At 59.9% G+C, this 22,735-nt stretch carries 25 protein-coding genes and 1 riboswitch; of the genes, 15 read left to right on the top strand and 10 right to left on the bottom strand.

What is annotated here, in order from left to right:
- Window positions 1–293: 293 nt before the first annotated feature.
- Together putA and IM313_RS19280 are read left to right on the top strand one after the other, a co-directional pair.
- Window positions 294–4,256 (top strand): trifunctional transcriptional regulator/proline dehydrogenase/L-glutamate gamma-semialdehyde dehydrogenase, encoded by a 3,963-nt coding sequence (gene putA, locus IM313_RS19285; RefSeq protein WP_192970891.1) that lies wholly within the window; start codon window positions 294–296, stop codon window positions 4,254–4,256.
- Window positions 4,257–4,307: 51 nt separating this feature from the next.
- Window positions 4,308–4,703, top strand: a complete 396-nt coding sequence (locus IM313_RS19280) for a lysozyme inhibitor LprI family protein (protein ID WP_028012660.1) — start codon at window positions 4,308–4,310, stop codon at window positions 4,701–4,703.
- Here the strand turns inward: IM313_RS19280 and rutR are convergent.
- Window positions 4,700–5,338, bottom strand: a complete 639-nt coding sequence (gene rutR, locus IM313_RS19275; protein ID WP_192970890.1) for an HTH-type transcriptional regulator RutR — start codon at window positions 5,336–5,338, stop codon at window positions 4,700–4,702. The genes IM313_RS19280 and rutR overlap by 4 nt on opposite strands.
- 245 nt (window positions 5,339–5,583) lie before the next feature.
- Here rutR and rutA point away from each other — a divergent pair, with 245 nt between their 5' ends.
- From rutA to rutG, 7 genes are read left to right on the top strand one after another with little or no spacing between them, the layout of a single operon-like run.
- On the top strand, window positions 5,584–6,675 hold the full coding sequence (gene rutA, locus IM313_RS19270) for a pyrimidine utilization protein A (RefSeq protein ID WP_192970889.1): 1,092 nt from the start codon (window positions 5,584–5,586) through the stop codon (window positions 6,673–6,675).
- Entirely contained in the window at window positions 6,675–7,364 is a 690-nt protein-coding gene (gene rutB / locus IM313_RS19265; protein WP_028012657.1) for a pyrimidine utilization protein B, read from the top strand. The genes rutA and rutB overlap by 1 nt, the downstream gene beginning before the upstream one ends.
- Before the next feature lie 11 nt (window positions 7,365–7,375).
- On the top strand, window positions 7,376–7,762 hold the full coding sequence (gene rutC, locus IM313_RS19260; RefSeq protein ID WP_008499822.1) for a pyrimidine utilization protein C: 387 nt from the start codon (window positions 7,376–7,378) through the stop codon (window positions 7,760–7,762).
- 7 nt (window positions 7,763–7,769) lie between these two features.
- Complete coding sequence (gene rutD / locus IM313_RS19255; RefSeq protein ID WP_192970888.1) at window positions 7,770–8,570, top strand: pyrimidine utilization protein D; 801 nt, start codon at window positions 7,770–7,772, stop codon at window positions 8,568–8,570.
- Between the two features lie 9 nt (window positions 8,571–8,579).
- Window positions 8,580–9,170, top strand: a complete 591-nt coding sequence (locus tag IM313_RS19250; RefSeq protein WP_041910551.1) for a malonic semialdehyde reductase — start codon at window positions 8,580–8,582, stop codon at window positions 9,168–9,170.
- 12 nt (window positions 9,171–9,182) lie between these two features.
- The gene (gene rutF, locus IM313_RS19245; RefSeq protein WP_032644856.1) at window positions 9,183–9,674 is read left to right on the top strand and encodes an NADH-dependent FMN reductase RutF; all 492 of its coding nucleotides are present in this window, start codon (window positions 9,183–9,185) and stop codon (window positions 9,672–9,674) included.
- Between the two features lie 21 nt (window positions 9,675–9,695).
- Window positions 9,696–11,018 (top strand): pyrimidine utilization transport protein G, encoded by a 1,323-nt coding sequence (gene rutG / locus IM313_RS19240; RefSeq protein ID WP_192970887.1) that lies wholly within the window; start codon window positions 9,696–9,698, stop codon window positions 11,016–11,018.
- A 58-nt stretch (window positions 11,019–11,076) separates the two neighbouring features.
- Here rutG and IM313_RS19235 read toward each other — a convergent pair whose 3' ends face one another.
- The 4 genes from IM313_RS19235 to IM313_RS19220 form a co-directional block, all read right to left on the bottom strand.
- Window positions 11,077–11,577, bottom strand: coding sequence for a GNAT family N-acetyltransferase (locus tag IM313_RS19235; protein ID WP_192971185.1), 501 nt, complete (start codon window positions 11,575–11,577; stop codon window positions 11,077–11,079).
- A gap of 27 nt (window positions 11,578–11,604) precedes the next feature.
- Window positions 11,605–11,874: a DUF1778 domain-containing protein gene (locus IM313_RS19230; RefSeq protein WP_008499829.1), complete on the bottom strand. Its 270-nt coding sequence runs from the start codon at window positions 11,872–11,874 to the stop codon at window positions 11,605–11,607.
- A 61-nt stretch (window positions 11,875–11,935) separates the two neighbouring features.
- The gene (locus IM313_RS19225) at window positions 11,936–12,853 is read right to left on the bottom strand and encodes a DMT family transporter (protein WP_059356845.1); all 918 of its coding nucleotides are present in this window, start codon (window positions 12,851–12,853) and stop codon (window positions 11,936–11,938) included.
- Window positions 12,854–12,969: 116 nt separating this feature from the next.
- Window positions 12,970–13,140, bottom strand: a complete 171-nt coding sequence (locus tag IM313_RS19220; protein ID WP_001273664.1) for a general stress protein — start codon at window positions 13,138–13,140, stop codon at window positions 12,970–12,972.
- A 390-nt stretch (window positions 13,141–13,530) separates the two neighbouring features.
- Between IM313_RS19220 and wrbA the strand changes: the two genes are divergently transcribed.
- Both wrbA and IM313_RS19210 read left to right on the top strand, forming a co-directional pair.
- Window positions 13,531–14,127, top strand: a complete 597-nt coding sequence (gene wrbA, locus IM313_RS19215; protein WP_041910554.1) for an NAD(P)H:quinone oxidoreductase — start codon at window positions 13,531–13,533, stop codon at window positions 14,125–14,127.
- An 18-nt stretch (window positions 14,128–14,145) separates the two neighbouring features.
- Window positions 14,146–14,373, top strand: coding sequence for a YccJ family protein (locus IM313_RS19210; RefSeq protein ID WP_028012649.1), 228 nt, complete (start codon window positions 14,146–14,148; stop codon window positions 14,371–14,373).
- A 33-nt stretch (window positions 14,374–14,406) separates the two neighbouring features.
- Here IM313_RS19210 and agp read toward each other — a convergent pair whose 3' ends face one another.
- Window positions 14,407–15,648, bottom strand: coding sequence for a bifunctional glucose-1-phosphatase/inositol phosphatase (gene agp / locus IM313_RS19205; protein ID WP_047364258.1), 1,242 nt, complete (start codon window positions 15,646–15,648; stop codon window positions 14,407–14,409).
- Between the two features lie 152 nt (window positions 15,649–15,800).
- Here agp and IM313_RS19200 point away from each other — a divergent pair, with 152 nt between their 5' ends.
- Both IM313_RS19200 and IM313_RS19195 read left to right on the top strand, forming a co-directional pair.
- The gene (locus IM313_RS19200) at window positions 15,801–16,244 is read left to right on the top strand and encodes a helix-turn-helix domain-containing protein (RefSeq protein ID WP_028012647.1); all 444 of its coding nucleotides are present in this window, start codon (window positions 15,801–15,803) and stop codon (window positions 16,242–16,244) included.
- 125 nt (window positions 16,245–16,369) lie between these two features.
- Window positions 16,370–17,164 carry an SDR family oxidoreductase gene (locus tag IM313_RS19195; RefSeq protein WP_028012646.1) on the top strand — a complete coding sequence of 265 codons (795 nt, stop codon included), beginning with the start codon at window positions 16,370–16,372 and terminating at the stop codon, window positions 17,162–17,164.
- A 1-nt stretch (window position 17,165) separates the two neighbouring features.
- Here IM313_RS19195 and IM313_RS19190 read toward each other — a convergent pair whose 3' ends face one another.
- Window positions 17,166–17,525 (bottom strand): helix-turn-helix domain-containing protein, encoded by a 360-nt coding sequence (locus IM313_RS19190; protein WP_023335206.1) that lies wholly within the window; start codon window positions 17,523–17,525, stop codon window positions 17,166–17,168.
- 100 nt (window positions 17,526–17,625) lie between these two features.
- Between IM313_RS19190 and IM313_RS19185 the strand changes: the two genes are divergently transcribed.
- Window positions 17,626–18,375 (top strand): SDR family oxidoreductase, encoded by a 750-nt coding sequence (locus IM313_RS19185; protein WP_049001622.1) that lies wholly within the window; start codon window positions 17,626–17,628, stop codon window positions 18,373–18,375.
- A 1-nt stretch (window position 18,376) separates the two neighbouring features.
- Here the strand turns inward: IM313_RS19185 and IM313_RS19180 are convergent, their stop codons facing one another.
- Window positions 18,377–18,880 (bottom strand): DedA family protein, encoded by a 504-nt coding sequence (locus IM313_RS19180; protein ID WP_192970886.1) that lies wholly within the window; start codon window positions 18,878–18,880, stop codon window positions 18,377–18,379.
- 154 nt (window positions 18,881–19,034) lie between these two features.
- Window positions 19,035–19,204: riboswitch (M-box (ykoK) riboswitch) on the top strand.
- 60 nt (window positions 19,205–19,264) lie between these two features.
- On the opposite strand from IM313_RS19180, the gene IM313_RS19175 reads away from it, so the two are divergent.
- Window positions 19,265–20,266, top strand: coding sequence for a magnesium transporter (locus IM313_RS19175; protein WP_045630063.1), 1,002 nt, complete (start codon window positions 19,265–19,267; stop codon window positions 20,264–20,266).
- Here the strand turns inward: IM313_RS19175 and hpxK are convergent.
- A complete protein-coding gene (gene hpxK, locus IM313_RS19170; protein ID WP_192970885.1) occupies window positions 20,232–21,494 on the bottom strand; it encodes an allantoate amidohydrolase in 1,263 nt (420 codons plus the stop codon). The genes IM313_RS19175 and hpxK overlap by 35 nt on opposite strands.
- Window positions 21,491–22,732 (bottom strand): alanine--glyoxylate aminotransferase family protein, encoded by a 1,242-nt coding sequence (locus IM313_RS19165; protein WP_192970884.1) that lies wholly within the window; start codon window positions 22,730–22,732, stop codon window positions 21,491–21,493. The genes hpxK and IM313_RS19165 overlap by 4 nt, the downstream gene beginning before the upstream one ends.
- Window positions 22,733–22,735: the final 3 nt, after the last annotated feature.

Below are 22,735 nucleotides of genomic sequence, written 5' to 3'. Positions count from 1 at the left end.
CGATTTAACACTGCATTTACATGAATTTCATCCCTGGTTTTATACGTCTTTCCTATAGGTTGCACTCGCTCACGCTTTTACGGGTTGCACCTTTAAAAAGTGTTAAGCACCGCATAAAAACTGGCTTCGTAAACCGTCGCGCGTTCTTTTTCGCAGCTAACTAATCGTTAACAATCCATTCATTTTCCAGCTTGCAAACCAGGTCACATTTAACACGGTTGCACAAAGTTGCAACATGGTAGATATTTCACGCTATCAACAGAACGCTATTACAGAACAACAGGAGTTTTGGCATGGGGATGACCACCATGGGGGTTAAGCTGGATGACGCGACCCGCGAACGGATTAAGACCGCAGCAACCCGCATTGACCGCACACCGCACTGGTTAATCAAGCAGGCGATTTTTAACTATCTGGAAAGGCTGGAGAGTGAAGATGGCCTGCCTGAGCTGCCTGCCCTGCTGGCGGGCGCAGCGAACGAAAGCGACGACGCCGCGACGGCGGTGGAAGAAAACCACCAGCCGTTCCTCGAATTTGCCGAGCAGATCCTGCCGCAGTCCGTCAGCCGCGCCGCCATTACCGGGGCTTACCGCCGCGCCGAAACCGACGCCGTGCCGATGCTGCTGGAGCAGGCCCGCCTGCCGGAAGCCATTGCCGCCCAGGCGCACAGCCTGGCGTATCAGTTAGCCGACAAGCTGCGCAACCAGAAAACCGCCACCGGCCGCGCCGGGATGGTGCAGGGCCTGTTGCAGGAGTTCTCCCTCTCCTCACAGGAAGGCGTGGCGCTGATGTGCCTGGCTGAAGCGCTGCTGCGTATTCCGGATAAAGCTACCCGCGACGCGCTGATCCGCGACAAGATCAGCAACGGCAACTGGCACTCCCACATTGGCCGCAGCCCGTCGCTGTTCGTCAACGCCGCCACCTGGGGTCTGCTGTTTACCGGCAAGCTGGTCTCCACCCATAACGAAGCCAACCTGTCACGCTCTCTGAACCGCATTATCGGCAAGAGCGGCGAGCCGCTGATCCGCAAAGGCGTGGACATGGCGATGCGCCTGATGGGCGAGCAGTTCGTCACCGGGGAAACCATTGCCGAAGCGCTGGCGAATGCCCGCAAGCTGGAAGACAAAGGTTTCCGCTACTCCTACGACATGCTGGGTGAAGCGGCGCTGACCGCCGCCGACGCGCAGGCCTACATGGTCTCTTACCAGCAGGCGATCCACGCCATCGGTAAAGCGTCCAACGGTCGCGGTATTTATGAAGGTCCGGGCATCTCTATTAAGCTCTCTGCCCTGCACCCGCGCTACAGCCGTGCGCAGTATGACCGGGTGATGGAAGAGCTCTATCCGCGCCTGAAGTCCCTGACCCTGCTGGCGCGCCAGTATGATATCGGCATTAATATCGACGCCGAAGAGGCTGACCGTCTGGAGATCTCCCTCGATCTGCTGGAAAAATTGTGCTTCGAACCGGAGCTGGCAGGCTGGAACGGGATTGGTTTCGTTATTCAGGCCTACCAGAAACGCTGTCCGTTCGTCATTGATTACCTGATTGACCTGGCCAGCCGCAGCCGTCGCCGCCTGATGATCCGCCTGGTGAAAGGCGCCTACTGGGACAGCGAAATCAAACGCGCCCAGATGGAAGGTCTGGAAGGCTATCCGGTCTATACCCGCAAGGTCTACACCGACGTCTCTTACCTCGCGTGCGCGAAAAAACTGCTCGGCGTGCCGAACCTGATTTACCCGCAGTTCGCGACCCACAACGCCCATACCCTGGCGGCGATCTACAGCCTGGCCGGGCAGAACTACTATCCGGGCCAGTACGAGTTCCAGTGCCTGCACGGCATGGGCGAACCGCTATACGAGCAGGTCACCGGTAAAGTGGCGGACGGCAAGCTGAACCGCCCGTGCCGCATCTATGCCCCGGTGGGCACCCACGAAACCCTGCTGGCGTACCTGGTGCGTCGTCTGCTGGAGAACGGGGCGAACACCTCCTTCGTTAACCGCATCGCCGACACCACCCTGCCGCTTGACGAACTGGTGGCCGATCCGGTGCAGGCCGTAGAGAAGCTGGCGGCGCAGGAAGGCCAGATTGGTCTGCCGCATCCGAAAATTGCCCTGCCGCGCGAGCTGTACGGCGCGGGCCGCGTCAACTCGGCGGGCCTGGATCTGGCGAACGAACACCGTCTGGCGTCGCTCTCCTCTGCCCTGCTCAACAGCGCATTGCAGAAGTGGCAGGCCAAACCGATCCTTGAGCAGTCCGTTGAGGACGGTGAAATGCAGCCGGTGATCAACCCGGCAGAGCCGAAGGACATCGTCGGCTACGCGCGTGAAGCAACCGAAGCGGAAGTGGAACAGGCGCTGGAGAGCGCGGTGAATAATGCGCCAATCTGGTTTGCCACCCCGCCGCAGGAGCGTGCCGCCATTCTGGAACGCGCCGCAGTGCTGATGGAAGATCAGATGCAGCAGCTCATCGGCATTCTGGTGCGTGAGGCGGGGAAAACCTTCAGCAACGCCATCGCCGAAGTGCGTGAGGCGGTCGACTTCCTGCACTACTACGCCGGTCAGGTACGCGATGATTTCGACAACGAAACGCACCGTCCGCTCGGTCCGGTGGTCTGTATCAGCCCATGGAACTTCCCGCTGGCGATCTTCACCGGCCAGATTGCCGCCGCCCTTGCCGCAGGCAACAGCGTGCTGGCGAAACCGGCAGAGCAAACCCCGCTGATTGCCGCCCAGGGCATCAACATTCTTCTGGAAGCAGGCGTTCCGGCGGGCGTGGTGCAACTGCTGCCAGGGCGCGGTGAAACGGTGGGCGCCAAACTCACCTCCGATAACCGCGTGCGCGGCGTGATGTTTACCGGTTCGACCGAAGTGGCCTCCCTGCTGCAACGCAACATCGCCACCCGTCTGGATGCGCAGGGTCGTCCTACCCCGCTTATCGCCGAAACCGGCGGCATGAACGCCATGATTGTTGACTCCTCCGCGCTCACCGAGCAGGTGGTGGTTGACGTGCTGGCCTCCGCCTTCGACAGCGCTGGTCAGCGCTGCTCCGCCCTGCGCGTGCTGTGCTTACAGGATGACGTGGCTGACCACACGCTGAAGATGCTGCGCGGCGCGATGGCGGAATGCCGCATGGGCAACCCGGGCCGTCTCACCACCGACATCGGGCCGGTGATCGACGCGGAAGCCAAAGCCAACATTGAAAACCACATTCAGGCCATGCGCGCCAAAGGCCGTCCGGTGTTCCAGGCGGTGCGCGAGAACAGCGAAGATGCCCGCGAGTGGCAGACTGGCACCTTCGTGCCGCCTACGCTGATCGAGCTGGCAAGCTTCGACGAGCTGAAAAAAGAGGTCTTCGGCCCGGTGCTGCACGTGGTGCGTTACAACCGTAACAACCTCAACGCGCTTATCGACCAGATCAACGCCTCCGGCTACGGCCTAACGCTCGGCGTGCATACCCGTATCGACGAGACCATTGCGCAGGTCACCGGCACGGCCAAAGTCGGCAACCTGTACGTCAACCGCAACATGGTTGGCGCGGTCGTGGGCGTGCAGCCGTTCGGCGGCGAAGGCCTCTCCGGTACGGGTCCGAAAGCGGGCGGCCCGCTCTACCTGTATCGTCTGCTGGCGAACCGTCCTGAGAACGCACTGGGAGTCACCCTGGCGCGTCAGGATGCGGAGTATCCGGTGGATGCGCAGCTGAAAACCGTGCTGACGCAACCGCTGGAGGCGCTGATCGCCTGGGCGGAAAAACGTCCTGAGCTGCGTGCGGTTGCCCAGCAGTACGGCGAGCTGGCGCAGGCCGGTACCCAGCGTCTGCTGCCGGGGCCAACCGGCGAGCGCAACACCTGGACGCTGATGCCGCGCGAACGCGTACTGTGCGTGGCGGATAACGAGCAGGACGCGCTGGTACAGCTGGCCGCCGCGATGGCCACCGGGTGTGAAGTGCTGTGGCCGGACGATGCGCTGCATCGCGATCTCGCCAAACAGCTGCCGAAAGCGGTTTCGGCCCGCATTCGCTTTGCGAAGGCCGATGCCCTGCTGACCCAGCCGTTTGACGCGGTGATCTACCACGGTGATTCCGACCAGCTGCGCGAGCTGTGCGAGCAGGTGGCGGCCCGCAGCGGGGCGATTGTTTCCGTGCAGGGCTTCGCCCGCGGGGAAACCAACCTGCTGCTGGAGCGTCTGTACGTGGAGCGCTCGCTCAGCGTCAACACCGCGGCGGCGGGCGGTAACGCCAGCCTGATGACAATCGGCTAACGCTGTGCTAATAAGGCTCCGGAGACGGAGCCTTATTTTATTGGGGAGTATATGAAACGATATCTTATCGCCGGTGCGGCACTGCTGCTGAGCGCCAGCGCGCTGGCCAACGAGTGCGACAACGCCACTACGCAGCTTGAACTGAATACCTGTAGCGCGCAGCAGTACCAGGCAGCCGATAAAAAACTCAACCAGACCTACCAGGCCGCCATCAAACGCGCGGCGGCCCCCCAGCGCGACCTGCTGAAAAAGGCGCAGCAGGCGTGGATTACCCTGCGCGACGCGGACTGCGCGTTTATCGGTTCGGGGACGGAAGGCGGGAGCGTCCAGCCAATGATTGTTAACCAGTGCCTGGCGGAAAAAACCGTGGAGCGCGAGGCGTTTCTGGCCTCGCTGATGCAGTGTGAGGAGGGCGACTTAAGCTGCCCTCTCCCGCCGGGCAATTAACGCACGCGGATCCCTTCGATAATCATCCGCTGCACGTTTTCGAGGGTGCACTGGAAAAACGCCTCGTCCTGGAGCGTTTTACCGGTCACCGCCTCAACCTGGGCCGCAAAGTCAGCGTAGTGCTGGGTAGCGGCCCAGATCATAAAGATCAGGTGCTGCGGGTCGACCGGGGCCAGTTTTCCGCTGGCAACCCATCCGGCGATAATCGCCGACTTATCGTCCACCAGCTGCTTTAAATCCCCCGTCAGCTCCGCCTGCAGCAGCGGCGCGCCCTGCAGCATCTCAAGACAAAACAGCCTTGACGCCTGCGGGTAATCGCGCGACACCTCGAGCTTCAGGCGAATGTACTCCTCGATAGCCACCAGCGGGGCCAGCTCTTCGCGAAATGCCTTGAGCGGCGCCAGCCAGATATCGAGGATCTGCTGCATCACCGCCACATACAGCGCCTCTTTCGACGGGTAATAGTAGAGCAGATTGGTTTTAGACACCCCGGACTGCTCCGCCACCTGCTCCAGGCGGGTGCCGTGAATGCCAAACTGTGAAAAGGTCTCCAGCGCGGCGCTGAGGATCGCCTGCTTCTTGGCGCTCACCGCCTGCGAACGTTTACCTGGTGTTTTCACTGCGCCTTGTGTCATTTCCGCTCTCCATTTTCTTTCCTGCGCTCAGCATAGCAAAACCCCCGCCTCGCCACGACCTTCTGCACTCCCATCGCGCATGAGTGCCTGTTTTCTGTGCAATGTTTTTGACCATTTAGTCCATATTTAGCGGCATCAATCCCTCAACCTTTGATTAACACATTAATAACACAAGCGTTTTCAAAACTGGCATTGCCTTTGCAAAACCACCGTTACACCTGCGACGTAATGAAGAGAGGTTCGTGATGAAAATTGGCGTATTTGTACCCATCGGCAACAACGGCTGGCTTATCTCGACCACTGCACCGCAGTACATGCCGACCTTTGAGCTGAACAAAGCCATCGTGCAGAAAGCGGAGCACTACCATTTCGACTTTGCGCTTTCGATGATCAAGCTGCGCGGCTTTGGCGGCAAAACGGAATTCTGGGATCACAACCTGGAGTCCTTCACACTGATGGCCGGGCTGGCAGCGGTTACCTCGCGGATCCAGATCTACGCCACCGCGGCCTCCCTCACCCTTCCGCCCGCGATCGTGGCACGCATGGCCTCCACCATCGACTCCATCTCCGGCGGGCGCTTTGGCGTTAACCTGGTCACCGGCTGGCAAAAACCGGAGTACGAGCAGATGGGACTCTGGCCGGGCGACGATTACTTCTCCCGTCGCTACGACTACCTGACCGAATACGTGCAGGTGCTGCGCGACCTGTGGGGCACCGGCAAAAGCGACTTCAAAGGCGACTTCTTTACCATGAACGACTGCCGCGTCAGCCCGCAGCCGTCGGTGCCGATGAAGGTGATTTGCGCCGGGCAGAGCGACGCGGGGATGGAATTCTCCGCGAAATACGCCGACTTTAACTTCTGCTTCGGCAAAGGCGTTAACACCCCTGCCGCCTTTGCCCCGACCGCGGCACGCATGAAGGAGGCCGCCGACAAAACCGGGCGCGATGTGGGCTCGTACGTGCTGTTCATGGTCATTGCCGACGAAACCGACGACGCCGCGCGCGCGAAATGGGAGCGCTATAAGGACGGCGCCGACGAGGAGGCCCTGAGCTGGCTTACCGAGCAGAGCCAGAAGGATACCCGCTCCGGCGCAGACACCAACGTGCGTCAGATGGCCGACCCGACCTCCGCCGTCAATATCAACATGGGCACGCTGGTGGGCTCGTATGCCAGCGTCGCCAGGATGCTCGACGAAGTGGCAGCCGTTCCCGGGGCGGAGGGCGTCCTGCTGACCTTCGATGATTTCCTCACCGGCGTGGAAACCTTCGGCGAGCGCATCCAGCCGCTGATGCAGTGCCGCGCCCATATCCCTGCCGTCACGAAGGAGGTGGCGTAATGACGACCTTAAACGCTCGCCCGGAAGCCATTACCTTCGCGCCGCAGCAGAGCGCGCTGATCGTGGTGGACATGCAAAACGCTTATGCCAGCCAGGGCGGTTATCTGGATCTGGCGGGGTTCGACGTCTCCGCCACAAGGCCTGTGATCGAGAACATCAAAACCGCCGTCGCCGCCGCGCGCGCGGCGGGAATGCTCATCATCTGGTTCCAGAACGGCTGGGATGACCAGTACGTCGAGGCCGGCGGCCCCGGCTCGCCCAACTTCCACAAGTCGAACGCCCTGAAAACCATGCGCAAGCGGCCCGAACTGCAGGGCAAGCTGCTGGCCAAAGGCGGCTGGGATTATCAACTGGTGGACGAGCTGGTCCCGCAGGCGGGCGATATCGTCCTGCCGAAACCGCGCTACAGCGGCTTTTTCAACACCCCGCTCGACAGCCTGCTGCGCAGCCGGGGCATTCGCCACCTGGTGTTCACCGGCATTGCCACCAACGTGTGCGTGGAATCGACCCTGCGCGACGGCTTTTTCCTCGAGTATTTCGGCGTGGTGCTGGAAGACGCGACCCATCAGGCCGGGCCGGAATTCGCCCAAAAGGCAGCTTTGTTCAATATCGAAACCTTTTTTGGCTGGGTCAGTAACGTTGCGGATTTCTGCGACGCCCTGAATCCTCCGCTCGCCCGTATCGCCTGAGGAGACACACGATGCCGAAATCCGTAATCATTCCGCCGGGCACCAGCACGCCCATCGCCCCGTTCGTCCCCGGCACCCTCGCCGACGGCGTGGTGTATGTCTCCGGCACGCTGCCGTTTGATAAAGACAACAACGTGGTATTTATCAACGACCCAAAGGCGCAAACCCGCCACGTGCTGGAGACGATCAAAACCGTGATCGAAACGGCGGGTGGCACCATGGAGGACGTGACCTTCAACAGCATCTTTATCACCGACTGGAAAAACTACGCCGCGATTAACGAAATCTACGCCGAGTTCTTCCCCGGCGATAAACCGGCGCGGTTCTGCATTCAGTGCGGGCTGGTAAAACCGGACGCGCTGGTTGAGATCGCCACCGTTGCACACATCGCGAAGTGAGGCAGGCATGAAACTTTCCGTCTCGCCGCCGCCGTACGAGGGTGCGCCCGTGGTGGTCTTTATTTCCGGTCTCGGCGGCAGCGGCAGCTACTGGCTGCCCCAGCAGGCCGCGCTGGAGCCGGAGTATCAGGTGGTGTGCTATGACCAGCGGGGAACGGGCAATAACCCCGACACCCTGCCGGAGGGTTACAGCCTTGCGCAGATGGCAGACGAGCTCGCCCAGGCGCTGGCTGACGCAGGCATTGCGCGCTACAGCGTCGTCGGGCACGCGCTCGGCGCGCTGGTCGGCCTGCAACTGGCCCTCGACAGGCCCGACGCCCTCACCGCGCTGGTGTGCGTCAACGGCTGGCTGACCCTCAATGCCCACACCCGCCGCTGTTTTGACGTTCGCGAGCGGCTGCTGCATTCCGGCGGCGCGCAGGCGTGGGTCGAGGCGCAGCCGCTGTTTCTCTACCCGGCAGACTGGATGGCCGCCCGCGCGCCGCGTCTGGAGGCCGAAGAAGCGCTGGCGCTGGCCCATTTCCAGGGTAAAACCAACCTGCTGCGCAGGCTCAGCACCCTGAAAAAAGCCGACTTCCGCCGCCAGTCCGCACGCATTCGCTGCCCGGTTCACATTATCTGTTCCGCCGACGACGTGCTGGTGCCGTCCGTCTGTTCCGCTGAACTGCACGCCGCCCTCCCGCACGCCCACAAAACGGTCATGCGCCAGGGCGGACATGCCTGCAACGTCACCGAGCCGGACACCTTTAACACCCTGCTGCTGAACGGGCTTGCCAGCCTGCTGCACAGCCCTGAACCCGCTTTATAAGGAGCTTTAATGAGCGAAGCCATTACCCCCGCCGCGCTGGAAACGCTGTTCACCGGTGCCCGCACCCACAACGGCTGGCTGGATATGCCGGTCAGCGACGAGACGCTGCGCGAGATGTATGACCTGATGAAATGGGGCCCAACGTCTGCCAACTGCTCACCGGCGCGCATTGTCTTTGTGCGAAGCGCAGAGGGAAAAGAGAAGCTGCGCCCGGCGCTCTCCAGCGGCAACCTCGAGAAAACGCTTACCGCCCCGGTGACAGCGATTGTTGCCTGGGACGGGGAATTCTACGAGCGCCTGCCCGAGCTTTTCCCGCACGGCGATGCCAGAAGCTGGTTTACCGCAAGCCCCGCGCTGGCGGAAGAGACGGCCTTTCGCAACAGCTCTATGCAGGCCGCGTATCTGATTTTCGCCTGTCGCGCCCTGGGGCTGGACACCGGTCCGATGTCGGGCTTTGACCGACAAAAGGTCGACGAGGCCTTTTTCACCGGCACAACGCTTAAAAGCAACCTGCTGATCAACATTGGCTATGGCGATACGCGCAAACTTTACGGGCGCCTGCCGCGCCTGACCTTCGACGATGCCTGCGGACTGGCGTAAGGAGCGATCGTGATGACACCTGATAAACAAACCTTTCGCGACGCCATGGCCTGTGTCGGCGCGGCGGTCAACATCATCACTACCGACGGCCCGGCGGGGATGGCGGGCTTTACCGCCAGCGCGGTATGCAGCGTCACGGATTCCCCTCCCACCCTGCTGGTGTGCCTGAACCGCGGCGCGTCGGTCTGGCCCACGTTCAGCGAAAACCGCACCCTGTGTGTGAATACCCTGAGCGCCGGACAGGAGCCTTTATCCAATCTGTTTGGCGGCAAAACGCCGATGGCGGAACGCTTTACCGCCGCCCGCTGGCAGACGGGCGACACGGGCTGCCCGCGTCTGGAGGATGCGCTGGCCTCGTTTGACTGCCGCATCAGCCAGGTGGTCAGCGTCGGTACCCACGACATTCTGTTTTGCGACATCGTATCGATTATTCGCCACCCCGCACCGCAAGGTCTGGTGTGGTTTGACCGCAGCTACCACGCGCTTATGCGACCCGCCTGCTAAGGCGCTTTAAGGAGACAGACCATGTTCGGATTTCCCCACTGGCAGTTGAAATCGACCTCCACTGAAGCAGGCGTGGTCGCGCCGGATGAACGCCTCCCGCTCGGGCAAACCATGGTGATGGGCGTCCAGCATGCAGTCGCGATGTTTGGCGCGACGGTATTGATGCCGATGCTGATGGGGCTCGATCCCAACCTGTCTATTCTGATGTCGGGAATCGGCACCCTGCTGTTCTTTTTTGTTACCGGCGGGCGCGTGCCCAGCTACCTGGGCTCCAGCGCCGCCTTTGTCGGCGTGGTGATCGCCACTACCGGTTTTAACGGCCAGGGGATCAACCCCAACCTGAGCGTGGCCCTCGGCGGCATCATCGCCTGCGGGCTGGTCTATACCCTGATTGGTCTCGTTGTGATGAAGATCGGCACGCACTGGATCGAACGGATGATGCCCCCCGTCGTCACCGGCGCGGTGGTGATGGCGATAGGCCTGAACCTCGCGCCGATTGCGGTGAAAAGCGTCTCCGCTTCGCCGTTTGAAAGCTGGATGGCGGTGATCACGGTGCTGTGCATCGGCCTGGTGGCAGTCTTTACGCGCGGGATGATCCAGCGCCTGCTGATCCTGGTCGGGCTGATTGTCGCCTGTCTGATCTACGCCCTGCTGGCGAACGTGTTCGGCATGGGCAAGCCGGTCGATTTTACCCTGCTTCATCAGGCCGCCTGGTTCGGTCTGCCGCAGGTGACCTCGCCCACCTTTAACACGCAGGCGATAATGCTTATCGCCCCGGTGGCGGTGATCCTGGTGGCGGAAAACTTAGGGCACCTGAAGGCGGTCGCGGGAATGACCGGGCGCAGCATGGATCCGTACATGGGCCGCGCGTTCGTCGGCGACGGGCTGGCGACCATGCTCTCAGGCTCCGTGGGCGGCAGCGGCGTGACCACCTACGCGGAAAACATCGGCGTGATGGCGGTGACCAAGGTCTACTCAACGCTGGTCTTCGTGGCGGCGGCGGTAATGGCGATCCTTCTTGGTTTCTCACCGAAGTTCGGCGCGCTGATCCACACCATTCCGTCACCGGTCATCGGCGGCGCGTCGATTGTGGTGTTCGGGCTGATCGCCGTGGCCGGGGCGCGCATCTGGGTGCAGCATCGGGTTGACCTCAGCCAGAACAGCAACCTGATCATGGTGGCCGTCACGCTGGTGCTGGGCGCGGGCGATTTTGCCCTGACGCTGGGCGGGTTTACGATTGGCGGGATTGGTACGGCGACCTTCGGCGCGATCCTGCTTAACGCCCTGCTGAGCCGCCGGGTGGCTGCCGCGCCGCAGGCCGCCGCGGCGCATCAGGATTCGTGAAATCGATATGTCGGGTGACGGCTACGCCTTACCCGACCTGCATGCTCCTTAAGAGCGATCACGCCTGCTCAAACAGTCGTTCGATAGCTTTTGTCGGGAAGAACAAAGAATGGCTGTTTTCGCCTGCCAGCGGGATGAACCCCAGCTTCAGATAAAATCGTTTAGCCTGCTCGCTAAGGGCATCAACAAATATTCCGTTTACTCCCACAGCCTGCGACGCCAGGTAAACCACCCGCATAGCGTGTGCAACAAGCGTTGTTCCCCACTCGTTTCCCTGTAGTTCTTTATGAATAGCCAGACGTCCCAGCGTCACGCTGGGTACGTTGAGATAAGGGATCCGACGCTGCTGAGTCTTAGAAGGAAGCATCGCTCTCTCAAAGCAACTTCCCGATAGCGTGTAATAGCCCAGCACGCGCGGATGGTCGCGCTCTTTAAGCAGGTAGGCTCGTAGAATACGTCCATTGTGCTGGCGTACCAGGTGTTCTCTCAGGAAGGCATTTAGCGAGGGTTCACCACAATCAAAATCCCCGAAATCATAGTCGGTTCCCTCTGAAAACATTTCAATCGTGAGATTTGCCAAGACGCTTCACTCCATGTTTCGAAGACGTTTTGCCGCTCGCTTGAGGCGTTCATTTGGCTCTGGCGGATTGTCGATGGCATCCATCACTGCATTCCAGGAGGCTTCGTTTAACACGAGACGACGGTGCTGCTCGATGACCTCTGCAGCACGCTCTGACGCACTGTTCACCATAAACTGGGTGATCGTTTGATTCGTCATCGCCGCCGCTTCTTCAATCATTGTTTTGTCTTCGTCCGTTAAGCGAAGATCGATACGCTGTTTTTTAAGTGCTGGCATGGTTTACATCACCGTGTACGGTTTTAATCCGTACATATCCTAAGTAACGTTGCGCTTTTTTTCAATCTAAACCTTTTTCAGCAGTCAAATGACTCGCTTCACGCCCCCGCTTTCTGAACTTTAGTTCGCTCACCAGCACCCCGGCGACAATAAACGCCGCGCCCACCAGCGCCAGCAGCGGTAAACGCTCGCCGGCCAGTCGTCCGAAAATCCCCGCCCAGACCGGTTCACCGGTGTAGATCACCGTCGCCCGCGTTGGCGATACGCTGCGCTGCGCCCAGTTCATGGTCACCTGGATAATGGCGCTGAAGATGCCAAGCCCCAGCGCGACCACCACCAGCCCCGTGGACATCGGCGGCACGGATTCCCCGGCTGGCACCATCGTCGCGAAGGCCACCAGCGACGCCGTCGCGAGCTGCACCACCGTCACGCGCTTGACGTCCACTTTCCCAGCCCAGGCGCTGATCAGAATAATTTCCGCCGCGATGGCAATGGCCCCGACGAGGGTAATGATCTCGCCCGGCCCCAGCGCCAGCAGGTTATTTTCCGGCCCGGCTAATAAAATCAGGCCGATAAACGCCAGCACGATGCCAATGCAGGACATCAGCCCCGGTAGCCGCCCGAGGCATAACCATTGCAGCAGCGGCACCAGCGGCACGTACATGGCGGTAATAAAAGCGGATTTGCTGCTGGAGATGGTCTGCAATCCCCACGTCTGCAGGCTGTAGCCCATCGCTATCGCAACCCCAATCGCCACGCCGGCCTTGAGTTCCTTCAGCGTCAGACCCCGCAGCGTTTTAAGGGAGATCAGCCCCACGGCTATCGCCGCCGTCGCAAAGCGCAGGCCGACAAAAAAGAACGGATCGCTGAGGGTCACCGCGTACTGGACGGCAAGAAAGGTCCCGCCCCAGAACATGGTGATGAGAATAAGGATGGCTTCCTGCGGTTTTATGGAGAATTTAAAGCGTGAGACGGACATGCGACACCAACAAGTGAGATCAATTCTGTAGTGTGCGTTTCCTTTGGTTACAGTTCAATGTTGCAGACATAAAAAAACCGCCGGGAAACCCGGCGGCAGGGAGTCAACCCGGCGTACTACTTATTGCTGCCGTGGCTATTTTTACCCCCTTTTTTACCAGCCTCTGATGCGCGCTGAGGGTCGTTCTTGAAGTTACCCCCGCTAGACTGGCCACCTTTACGACCTGCTTCTGATGCTCTTTCACGGTCTTCAGCGAAATTACCTGAACCACCACGATGGTTTGCCATCTCTAACCTCCAGAGTGTGAAACATTAGACATCATATTGCATTCAGTAAAAGAGGATTCTTTCACCTCGCGGCTAAAGGACAGGGCCTTTATCTGTGCCGCGTGAAACTAAGCTTAGTGGACTGAGGCTATCCGGCAAGCCACGGGTAATATTCTGCAACATGATATCCGCCTTTCGGGTCAGATAACGCGACGGAAATCTATAAGCCTTTCTTATCATTTTAAAATTCGACGACCAGAAAGTTGTTTCATTTTGCTACAGCACCTTATTGTAACCATGTTGTTATAAATCAAAGAAATGCCGTTCATTTTTGCAGTCTGGCCGTGATGTCATATCTTTAAATGAACGCAGCGATCCGCTGTCAGAAAAACCAACGAGGAGTGATGCAAAATGGCAAAAGTTCTGGTGCTCTATTATTCCATGTATGGACACATTGAAACCATGGCTCACGCGGTAGCAGAAGGTGCAAACAGAGTGGACGGCGTTGAGGTTGTGGTAAAACGCGTACCGGAAACCATGCAGGCGGAAGCGTTCGCCAAAGCCGGGGGAAAAACACAAAATGCCCCGGTCGCCACTCCGCAGGAGCTGGCGGAGTATGATGCCATTATCTTCGGCACCCCGACCCGCTTCGGCAATATGTCTGGCCAGATGCGTACCTTCCTCGATCAAACCGGCGGGCTCTGGGCATCCGGGGCGCTGTACGGCAAACTCGCCAGCGTATTCAGCTCTACCGGTACCGGCGGCGGCCAGGAGCAGACGATTACCTCAACCTGGACTACCCTTGCTCATCATGGGATGGTGATTGTGCCAATTGGCTACGGCGCGCAGGAGCTGTTTGACGTTTCTCAGGTGCGCGGCGGGACGCCGTACGGCGCAACCACCATTGCCGGTGGGGATGGCTCACGTCAGCCAAGCAATGAAGAACTCTCTATCGCCCGCTATCAGGGTGAATACGTCGCGGGTCTCGCTAAAAAACTGAACGGCTAACCCAACAGGAGGAAAAGTATGCCAACACAGGAATCCAAAGCTCACCACGTGGGCGAATGGGCAAGTTTACGCAACACCTCTCCGGAGATTGCCGAAGCCATCTTTGAAGTCGCGAACTACGACGAAAAGCTGGCCGAGCAGATTTGGGAAGAAGGCAACGATGAAGTGCTGATTCGCGCCTTCGAAAAAACAGACAAAGACTCGCTCTTCTGGGGCGAGCAAACCATCGAACGTAAAAACGTCTAAGCGTTTCCCCCCGCCGCAGCGGGGGGTTCTCTTTTACTTCGCCGCGTTATTCATCACCGCATTGAATTTATCAACCGGACAGAAGCCGTTCGCGTCCACCGGACAGCCCTTCAGCTCCAGCGTCACGCGCTGCGCGGGCGACTGCAATGACAGCACGCTGGCATTGCGCAGCTGCTCCGCGCTCTGGTAGACATACTCAATTTTCATCAGCTCCTGATTGCTGTTTTTGTCGTGCCAACGCTGGAAGACAATCTTGCCGCCAATTGGAGTCCGTTCCTGCTGGTCATGCAGCTGATACGGCTTGAAATCCAGCGCGGTGAGCAGTGAAGCGATGTTCGAATCGTGCCCTACCAGCAGAGTAATCTTAGGCGCTTTCGCCTGTTCGGTGACCAGCGTTTTATCGATATATTTCACCAGCGGCTTCGCCACGTTTTGCGCCACCTCGGTGGAGGTAAACAGCGAGTCCTGATAGCCGTTCTTCAGCTTCGACAGCACGCGCCACTGCTGGTCGGTCTTGATTTCACCCCAGGCCACCTGGTCGGCCGGGAACCCTTCGTAATACTGCAGCGTGAACGCGTCCACCAGCGAGTTACCCACCTTCAGCGGCCCGGATACGCCAGGCTCTTTTTCATAGTCGGCGCTGAAGGTATCTTTCGCGTCCGCCAGGGAGCAGACTTTTTTCTCTTTGCAGGACGGGGAATCGGCGTAGTTCGTCAACTGCTCCAGCAGCTTATAGCTTTCGCCAAGCTGCATTTTTTGCCGCTCGGACTCCATCGCCTTCAGTGCTTTTTCGCGGAATTCCGGCGAGTTGTCGGTAATCACCGGATTAAAGGTCGGATCCATGGTGCCCATTTTTTCCTGATGATGCACGGGGACGTCGCAGCCCGGGAACGCGCCGGTAATGAAGAACTGCGCGGTGGCGACAGTACGCTGCAGGCTATTGGCGTAAGCATACACGCTATCTGCTGGCGGGCACTCTCCCGTCTTCACCATCCCCTGCTCTGCCAGCCACTCGCGCATGTAATGGCCCATATAGACTTCCAGCACGCCGCCTTTGGTGGTGAGCTGACCGCCCGGCACGTCCCACTCCGGCCACTGCTTCGGCGTGGACTGCTCCAGCACGCTGCCGTTGTTAGCGAGCGGCGCGCGCAGGTTGTGACGGCTCATGATTAACACCTGCTCCAGCTGATAGCCTTTCGGCGTCTCCTGCGCCTGTGCGCCAAAGGTCATTGAAAGGGTACCTGCCACGGCCACTGCGAGTAGTGCTTTTCTCATCCCTCGTTCCTCACGTTTTTTTAATGTTCCAGTGAGTGTGACAGATTCGTGACAGTTTTTTCGGGAAGCATTTCTCAAACTGATGATTAACGTGCTTACGGTGGGCACTAATTAGTTTTATAATAAAACCACACCCCACCGGAGACCTGACCGTGAAACGCACCCGCCTTGAAGAGAGCACCTGCCCCGTCGCCCGTTCGCTGGATATCATTGGCGACTGGTGGTCGTTGCTGATCGTTCGCGACGCGCTGCGCGGGATTAAACGCTTCGGCGAGTTTCAGAAAAGCCTCGGTATCGCAAAAAACATGCTCACCTCGCGGCTGAAGCTGCTGGTCGATGAAGGCATCCTCCGGCTTCAGCCCGCCTCCGACGGCAGCGCCTGGCAGGAATACGTTCTGACCGACAAAGGACGCGCGCTCCAGACGGTGCTGGTTGCTCTCTCCCAGTGGGGCAATGAATTTTTGTTCGCGGAAAACGAATGCGGCACCGTTCTCGTCGATAGCGAACAGCGCAAACCCCTGCGTAAACTGGCGCTTATCGCCGACGATGGGCGCGAACTGACGCCTGAAGAGATCGTGGCTAAACTCCCCTCCTGATCGTTCCCAACGGCAAAAGCACAAAATGCCCGGCAAAATGGTTGCATTATAAAACCAAATAGCAGAGAGTTAATTCAGTTTCATATTGAAACCAAATGACCCACTTTGCTTTGAGGTAACACACGATGACTACGCAAATCACCACCGCCTTAATTACCGGCGCCTCTTCCGGGATCGGGGCCGTCTATGCCGATCGCCTGGCCGCGCGCGGCGCTAACCTGGTCCTGGTCGCCCGCCGCGAGGATCGCCTGAAAACCCTCGCCGCCGACCTGCGCGCGCGCTATGGCGTGGCCGTCGCTATACTGGTGGCCGATCTCAGCGATGAAGCCGGGATCCGCGCCGTGGAAAATGAACTGCGCCACAATACCGCCATCGATACGCTGGTAAACAACGCGGGCACCGCGCAGATGGCCCCGTTCCTCGCGGGCGATGTGGCGCAGCATCAGGCCATCAATACCCTCAACACCACGGCGCTGATGCGTCTGACCTACGCCATCCTGCCCCGCCTGGCGCAGAACAATCGCGGGACGCTGATCAATATCGCCTCGGTGTTATCGCTCCATGTCCGAGCGGGCAGCGCGTTGTACAGCGCCACCAAAGCCTGGGTACTGAGCTTTACCCGCGGACTGCAGGAAGAATTTGCCGATAGCAGCGTGCGCATTCAGGCCGTACTGCCCGCCGCGACGGCGACGGAGATCTGGAGCCATTCAGGGGTTACGGTGAACGATCTGCCGGAAGGGTCGGTGATGACTACCGACGATATGGTCGATGCGTCACTGGCGGGTCTGGATCAGGGCGAACAGATCACTATTCCGCCGATGCATGACGCCGCCCTGTGGGATCGCTACGAAGCGGCGCGCCTTGAGCTGTTTAACAGCGCGCGCACCGGGGTTCCGGCACCGCGCTACGTTAAACAGTAGCCTAACGCTCAAGCTGGTCGCCGTACTCGCTCATCCAGGCGGCCAGCGGCGAAAGTGCGTCCTGCAGGGTTAACCCCAGCTCGGTAATTTGATACTCCACGCGCGGGGGGATCTCCGGGTAGACCGTCCGCGTCACCAGCCCGCGCTGCTCAAACAGGCGGAGCTGCTTCGTCAGCTCTTTCTGCGTGATGGGGGCAGCGGCACGCAGCAGATCGCCAAAGCGTACGGGCGTGTTGAACACAATCAGGCGATAGAGAATGGGGATCGCCCACTTACCGGATATCAGGTTGACAAACTGCGTCATCGGGCAGGTATACGCCTCAGATTTTTTTTCGCAGCACACCTCCAGCATTTCTGCCATAGCACACCTCTTGCCTCGTTAGTATCCATTTGGTACCTGGTTTCCTTTCGATACTAACGTTTCTATAGTGCTTTCTCCAGTGACATTTCAGGAGAAGAACATGGGTCGTTTAACCGATAAATATACGCTGATTACCGGCGGCACCAGCGGCATTGGTCTTGCAACCGCGCAGGCGTTTATCGCCGAAGGCGCGCGCGTCGCCGTGACCGGACGCAACCCGGACATCCTCGCCGAAGCAGAGCGCATTCTGGGCGATAAGGCCTGGGTGATCCCAACCGACGCAGGCGATATCGCGTCGCAAAAAGCGCTGGCGGAAACTCTCGCCGCCCGCTGGCCACGCCTGGACGCGGTGTTTCTCAACGCTGGCGACGTGACGCACGCGCCGCTGGAAGCCTGGCAGGAGGATGCGTGGGACCGCCTGATGGGCATCAACCTGAAGGGACCGTTCTTTTTAATTCAGGCGCTGCTGCCGCTGCTGAATAACCCGTCGTCGGTGATCCTCTGCGGCTCCGTGAGCGCACGCATCGGCCTGCCCACCAGCAGCGTGTATGCCGCGAGCAAGGCCGCCCTCCTGTCGCTGGCGCGTACGTTGTCGGCGGAGCTGCTGCCGCGCGGGATCCGCGTCAACGGGTTGAGCCCCGGTCCGGTGGAAACGCCGGCATTTACGAAGACGGGCTTAAGCGAAGAGACGCTTAACGCGATGATGGCGGAGATCATCAAGCTGGTGCCGCTCGGCAGAATGGGCTCGACGACGGAGCTGGCAAAAGCCGCGCTCTATCTGGCGTCCGACGAGTCGAGCTACACGGTAGGAACGGAGCTGCTGGTGGACGGCGGAATGGGGAGTCTGTAACTCAAAAGGCGCTGATGCCGGTGACCGCGCCGACATACAGCGCCGCCCATGCACAGGCGGAAAGCAGGCTGATGGCGTAAACTTTGACGGCGTTCAGCCTGAGCATCCCTGCCGCCAGCGGCACGACATAACGCAACACCGCCAGAAAGCGCGACGTAAACAGTACGATGACACCGTTTTTTTGCAGCTGATGCTGAACCCGTAAAAACGTAGCGGCATGCTTCGCCGTAAAGCGCGCGACCAGCCGGGTGTGCCCCATCAGCTGGCCGATATGGTAGTTCAGCACCGATCCCGCCGTTGCCCCCAGCACCACGGCGAGCCACGCCAGCGCCGGGTGCATGCTCCCCTGGCTGACGCCGATGCCCGCCAGCAGCATCACCGAGGCGGGCGGCAGCACGGAGGAGATCAGCACCGTCGACTTGCTCAGCGCCATTATGAATAACAGCGCGAACAGATGTGCCGGATAAAGCGCAAAATGATTCAGCAAATTATCAAACCACGCCATTTTCCTTCCCCCGTTAATTAATCCTCCATTTAAAATGAATAACCTTAAATAAACCCTCAACATTTTATCAATAAGATTTACCTAAACCTTTCTTAAACATTATTTAATTTCCTGAGCGATAAATTTAAACAAGCGTATTATTCCTCACGCTTTACAACGATCTCGTTATGGCGAGGCTCCTGTACAAATACACGTTATCGCTCTGGTGGGTTCGAGAGAACCGGCACAGGGTAAAACAGGCACTGTCGAATCAAGGCTTTGTCAGTATAACTTCCCTTGCGGGATACGGTGTACAGTGCTGAACCCAGGACGTGGGGATCTCCTTTCCGACATGCCCTGTCTTGCTCGCCCCTGAGAGATTTTATTATTCAAAGGGAATTCACTATGTCTTACGCTATTCACAACCACAACCTGGCATTCAATGACAGCGCGGTCGCGCAATATATGAATACCGATTTTATTGTCCTCGACGTTTCATTATGCGTGGCGCTGGCGCGCGAGCAATTCTTCGAAAAATTAAAAGACGATGATATTCCGTCGCATATTTTTATTGAAGACCATGGACGCCTGGCGGGCATGATTGCGGTACGCAAATTATTGCAGGTCACGGATACCGTGCAGCCAATTAAAAGCCTGATGATTTCACAGTTTTTGCAGGTCAAACCGGAAGATGAACGAGCCGATGTCGCCGGACTTCTGGCCCACGGCGACGCGGACGTCGTGCCGGTGGTAACCCACGGCAAGCTCGTCGGCTGCCTGACCGAGCGCGAAATCGCCCATCTGCTGGAAGATGACGTCACCGAAGACGCCCAGCTTCAGGGGGCGACGCTGCCGCTGGAGAAGCCCTATCTGGAAACCAGCGCCTTCAGCCTGTGGAAGAAACGCTCCGTCTGGCTGCTGCTGCTGTTTGTCGCGGAAGCCTACACCAGCTCGGTGATCCAGCACTTCGAAGAGGCGCTGGAGTCTGCCATCGCGCTGGCGTTCTTTATTCCGCTGCTGATCGGCACGGGTGGCAACAGCGGAACGCAGATCACCTCCACGCTGGTGCGCGCCATGGCGCTGGGTGAAGTGCATCTGCGCGACGTAGGCCGCGTGCTGCGCAAAGAGATGACCACCTCGCTGATGATTGCCGTGACGCTCGGTATTGCCGGGTGCATCCGCGCCTGGATGATGGGTATCGGGCTGGAAATCACGCTTATCGTCAGCCTGACGCTGGTATGCATTACGCTCTGGAGCGCGATTGTGTCGTCAGTGATCCCGATGGTGCTCAAGCGCTGCGGCATTGACCCGGCGGTCGTCTCCGCGCCGTTTATCGCGACGCTTATCGACGGTACCGGGCTGATTATCTACTTTAAGATCGCGCAGTATACGCTGGGGCTGGAGTAACGCGATCCGCCAGCTGAATCACCGCAAGCGAAAACGCCTCAATCGCCAGCGCAACATCCTCAGCCATCACCGATTCCGCCGGGTGGTGGCTGACTCCGCCCCTGCAGCGCACGAACAGCATGCCCACCGGCCAGCGTTCCGCGATGGCAATCGCATCGTGGCCCGCGCCGCTGGGCAGCGACAGCGAGCGCCCCTGTACCGATTTGACGGCCTCCCCCAGCACGTTCTGCAGGTGCAGATCGCACGGCGTGGCGGCAATGCGGTAAAACTCCTCGGCGCTAAATGCCAGCCCGCGGCGCGATGCGATCGCCCGGGCATGTTCCAGCAGGTCGTTGAGCAACCTGTCCAGCGGTGCATCCTGCGGGCCGCGAATATCGAGCGAGAGCTGAACCTCACCGGGGATCACGTTCACCGCTCCCGGCAGACAGCGCAATTCCCCGACCGTCGCCACCAGGTTGCCACCCTGCTGTCGGGTAGCGTTTTCAATGATAACCATCCACTCGGCGGCGGCGGCCAGCGCGTCTCTGCGGTGGAGCATCGGCACGGTTCCCGCATGTCCGGCCTCGCCGGTGAAGCGACAGTTCAGGCGACGGGCGCCGTTAATGGCTTCCACCACGCCAAGTGCGAGCGCCTCCTGCTCAAGGCACGGCCCCTGCTCAATATGCAGCTCGAGATAGGCGCTGAAATCTTCCTGACGCCTTGCGGCATGCGACACGCGGGCAGGATCGAGCCCCGTCTGGGTCATCGCCTGCGCCACGCTGATGCCGCTGGCGTCAGTTTTTTCCAGCCAGCCCTGCGGCCAGGTGCCCGTCAGCCCCCGGCTGCCTAACAGCGTAATGCCGAAGCGGGTGCCCTCTTCATCGCAAAAGCCGACAATCTCGATGGCCTGCGCCAGATGCACCCCCTGCTGATGCAGGCTGTCCACCACTTCAATGGCCGTGAGCACCCCAAGCATGCCGTCGTAGCGTCCCGCGTTGCGCACGGTATCCAGATGCGATCCAAGCAGCACCGCCTGCGCCCCTTCCTGCGCCCCCTCATAGCGTCCACAGATGTTGCCCACGCTGTCCTGCCAGACGGTCATGCCCGCCTGGCTCATCCACTGCCCCACCAGCTGGTTGGCCTGCTGATGCTGCACCGAGAGATAGACCCTAGTCAGCGCATCCGGGGTTTCGCTGATGGCGGCCAGCGCGTCGGCGCGGGCCATCACCCGTTCTGCCGCCGGACTCATTGCGGCGTCTCGCGGCGATAGTGGTCCCACGCGGCCTGCATCGCCGCGCCCTGCGTGGTGGTGAATTTCAGGTAGTTCAGCACCGACTCCAGCGCGCTCAGGGTGGTCATCACGCAGTCCTTGCGCGCGTTGTAGCCCATGGTGCCGATGCGCCACACCTTGCCGTGCAGCGGGCCAAACGAGGTGCCGATTTCAATCCCGAAATCCTCCAGCATCAGCTTACGCACCTGGTCGCCGTTGATGCCCTGCGGGATGACCACCCCCAGCACATTGTTCATCTTGTGCTTCAGATCGCCAAAGGTCTCCAGCCCCATCGCCTGAATGCCCTTCAGCAGCGCATCGCCGTGCAGCCTGTGGCGGGCGATGCCGTTATCCAGCCCTTCCTGCAGGATCAAACGCGCGCACTCACGGGCGCCAAACAGCGCGGTGGTCGCTTCGGTGTGGTGGTTGAGGCGCTCCGGCCCCCAGTAGTCCATCACCATGCCGAGATCGAAATAGTTGGAGTAGATCATCTCCTCATCGCCGTCGCGGTGGGCGTCGGTGCGAATGCCCTCCTCAACGCATTTGCGGCGGCGGATCGCCTCCTCCATGCGCGCGCTCAGGGTGATCGGCGACGTGCCCGACGGGCCGCCGAGGCACTTCTGCATCCCTGCCGAGACGGTGTCCAGCCCCCAGGCGTCGGTCTCCAGCGCGTTGCCGCCGAGCGACGCGGTGGCATCGGTGTAAAACAGCACGTCGTAGCGGCGGCAGATGGCGCCGAGCTCTGCGAGCGGCTGCAGCATGGTGGTGGAGGTGTCGCCCTGCACGGTCAGCAGCAGGCGCGGACGAATACGCTTAATCGCATCCTCCACCTGGTCCGGGGTGAACACCTCGCCCCACGGCACCTCGATGGTATGCACCTCCGCGCGGCAGCGGCGGGCAATTTCGCACAGCAGGTGGCCAAAGCGGCCAAAGACCGGCACCAGTACTTTATCTCCGGGGCGGATGGCGGAGACCAGAATGGCTTCAATCCCCGCCCGGGAGGTGCCGTCCACCAGCATCGTCCAGCGGTTCTCGGTGCGAAACACGCCGCGATAGAGCGCCATCACCTCGTTCATGTAGTGGGTCATGGCCGGATCGTACTGCCCGATCAGCTGGCTCGACATGGCGCGCAGCACGCGCGGGTCGGCGTTGATCGGCCCCGGCCCCATCAGCAGGCGCTGGGGCGGGTTGATTTGCGGAAAGTGTGCGATATCCATTGT

The organism is Enterobacter cloacae complex sp. P2B, assembly GCF_014895985.1.
Taxonomy (GTDB): Bacteria; Pseudomonadota; Gammaproteobacteria; order Enterobacterales; family Enterobacteriaceae; genus Enterobacter; species Enterobacter bugandensis.
The sequence above is the reverse complement of the archived record's forward strand: the minus strand, read 5'-3'. Positions and strand labels throughout refer to the sequence as shown.

What these genes read in the sequence shown, in the direction of transcription:
- IM313_RS19225 (WP_059356845.1), bottom strand. Translation starts at nt 12,853, where the DNA reads ATGTCCGTCTCACGCTTTAAATTCTCCATAAAACCGCAGGAAGCCATC.
- IM313_RS19190 (WP_023335206.1), bottom strand. Translation starts at nt 17,525, where the DNA reads ATGGCAGAAATGCTGGAGGTGTGCTGCGAAAAAAAATCTGAGGCGTAT.
- IM313_RS19195 (WP_028012646.1), top strand. Translation starts at nt 16,370, where the DNA reads ATGACTACGCAAATCACCACCGCCTTAATTACCGGCGCCTCTTCCGGG.
- IM313_RS19165 (WP_192970884.1), bottom strand. Translation starts at nt 22,732, where the DNA reads ATGGATATCGCACACTTTCCGCAAATCAACCCGCCCCAGCGCCTGCTG.
- IM313_RS19250 (WP_041910551.1), top strand. Translation starts at nt 8,580, where the DNA reads ATGAGCGAAGCCATTACCCCCGCCGCGCTGGAAACGCTGTTCACCGGT.
- IM313_RS19185 (WP_049001622.1), top strand. Translation starts at nt 17,626, where the DNA reads ATGGGTCGTTTAACCGATAAATATACGCTGATTACCGGCGGCACCAGC.
- rutD (WP_192970888.1), top strand. Translation starts at nt 7,770, where the DNA reads ATGAAACTTTCCGTCTCGCCGCCGCCGTACGAGGGTGCGCCCGTGGTG.
- IM313_RS19230 (WP_008499829.1), bottom strand. Translation starts at nt 11,874, where the DNA reads ATGCCAGCACTTAAAAAACAGCGTATCGATCTTCGCTTAACGGACGAA.
- IM313_RS19210 (WP_028012649.1), top strand. Translation starts at nt 14,146, where the DNA reads ATGCCAACACAGGAATCCAAAGCTCACCACGTGGGCGAATGGGCAAGT.
- IM313_RS19180 (WP_192970886.1), bottom strand. Translation starts at nt 18,880, where the DNA reads ATGGCGTGGTTTGATAATTTGCTGAATCATTTTGCGCTTTATCCGGCA.
- IM313_RS19235 (WP_192971185.1), bottom strand. Translation starts at nt 11,577, where the DNA reads ATGTTTTCAGAGGGAACCGACTATGATTTCGGGGATTTTGATTGTGGT.
- rutC (WP_008499822.1), top strand. Translation starts at nt 7,376, where the DNA reads ATGCCGAAATCCGTAATCATTCCGCCGGGCACCAGCACGCCCATCGCC.
- hpxK (WP_192970885.1), bottom strand. Translation starts at nt 21,494, where the DNA reads ATGAGTCCGGCGGCAGAACGGGTGATGGCCCGCGCCGACGCGCTGGCC.
- wrbA (WP_041910554.1), top strand. Translation starts at nt 13,531, where the DNA reads ATGGCAAAAGTTCTGGTGCTCTATTATTCCATGTATGGACACATTGAA.
- rutA (WP_192970889.1), top strand. Translation starts at nt 5,584, where the DNA reads ATGAAAATTGGCGTATTTGTACCCATCGGCAACAACGGCTGGCTTATC.
- rutB (WP_028012657.1), top strand. Translation starts at nt 6,675, where the DNA reads ATGACGACCTTAAACGCTCGCCCGGAAGCCATTACCTTCGCGCCGCAG.
- IM313_RS19280 (WP_028012660.1), top strand. Translation starts at nt 4,308, where the DNA reads ATGAAACGATATCTTATCGCCGGTGCGGCACTGCTGCTGAGCGCCAGC.
- rutG (WP_192970887.1), top strand. Translation starts at nt 9,696, where the DNA reads ATGTTCGGATTTCCCCACTGGCAGTTGAAATCGACCTCCACTGAAGCA.
- rutF (WP_032644856.1), top strand. Translation starts at nt 9,183, where the DNA reads ATGACACCTGATAAACAAACCTTTCGCGACGCCATGGCCTGTGTCGGC.
- agp (WP_047364258.1), bottom strand. Translation starts at nt 15,648, where the DNA reads ATGAGAAAAGCACTACTCGCAGTGGCCGTGGCAGGTACCCTTTCAATG.
- IM313_RS19220 (WP_001273664.1), bottom strand. Translation starts at nt 13,140, where the DNA reads ATGGCAAACCATCGTGGTGGTTCAGGTAATTTCGCTGAAGACCGTGAA.
- rutR (WP_192970890.1), bottom strand. Translation starts at nt 5,338, where the DNA reads ATGACACAAGGCGCAGTGAAAACACCAGGTAAACGTTCGCAGGCGGTG.
- IM313_RS19175 (WP_045630063.1), top strand. Translation starts at nt 19,265, where the DNA reads ATGTCTTACGCTATTCACAACCACAACCTGGCATTCAATGACAGCGCG.
- putA (WP_192970891.1), top strand. Translation starts at nt 294, where the DNA reads ATGGGGATGACCACCATGGGGGTTAAGCTGGATGACGCGACCCGCGAA.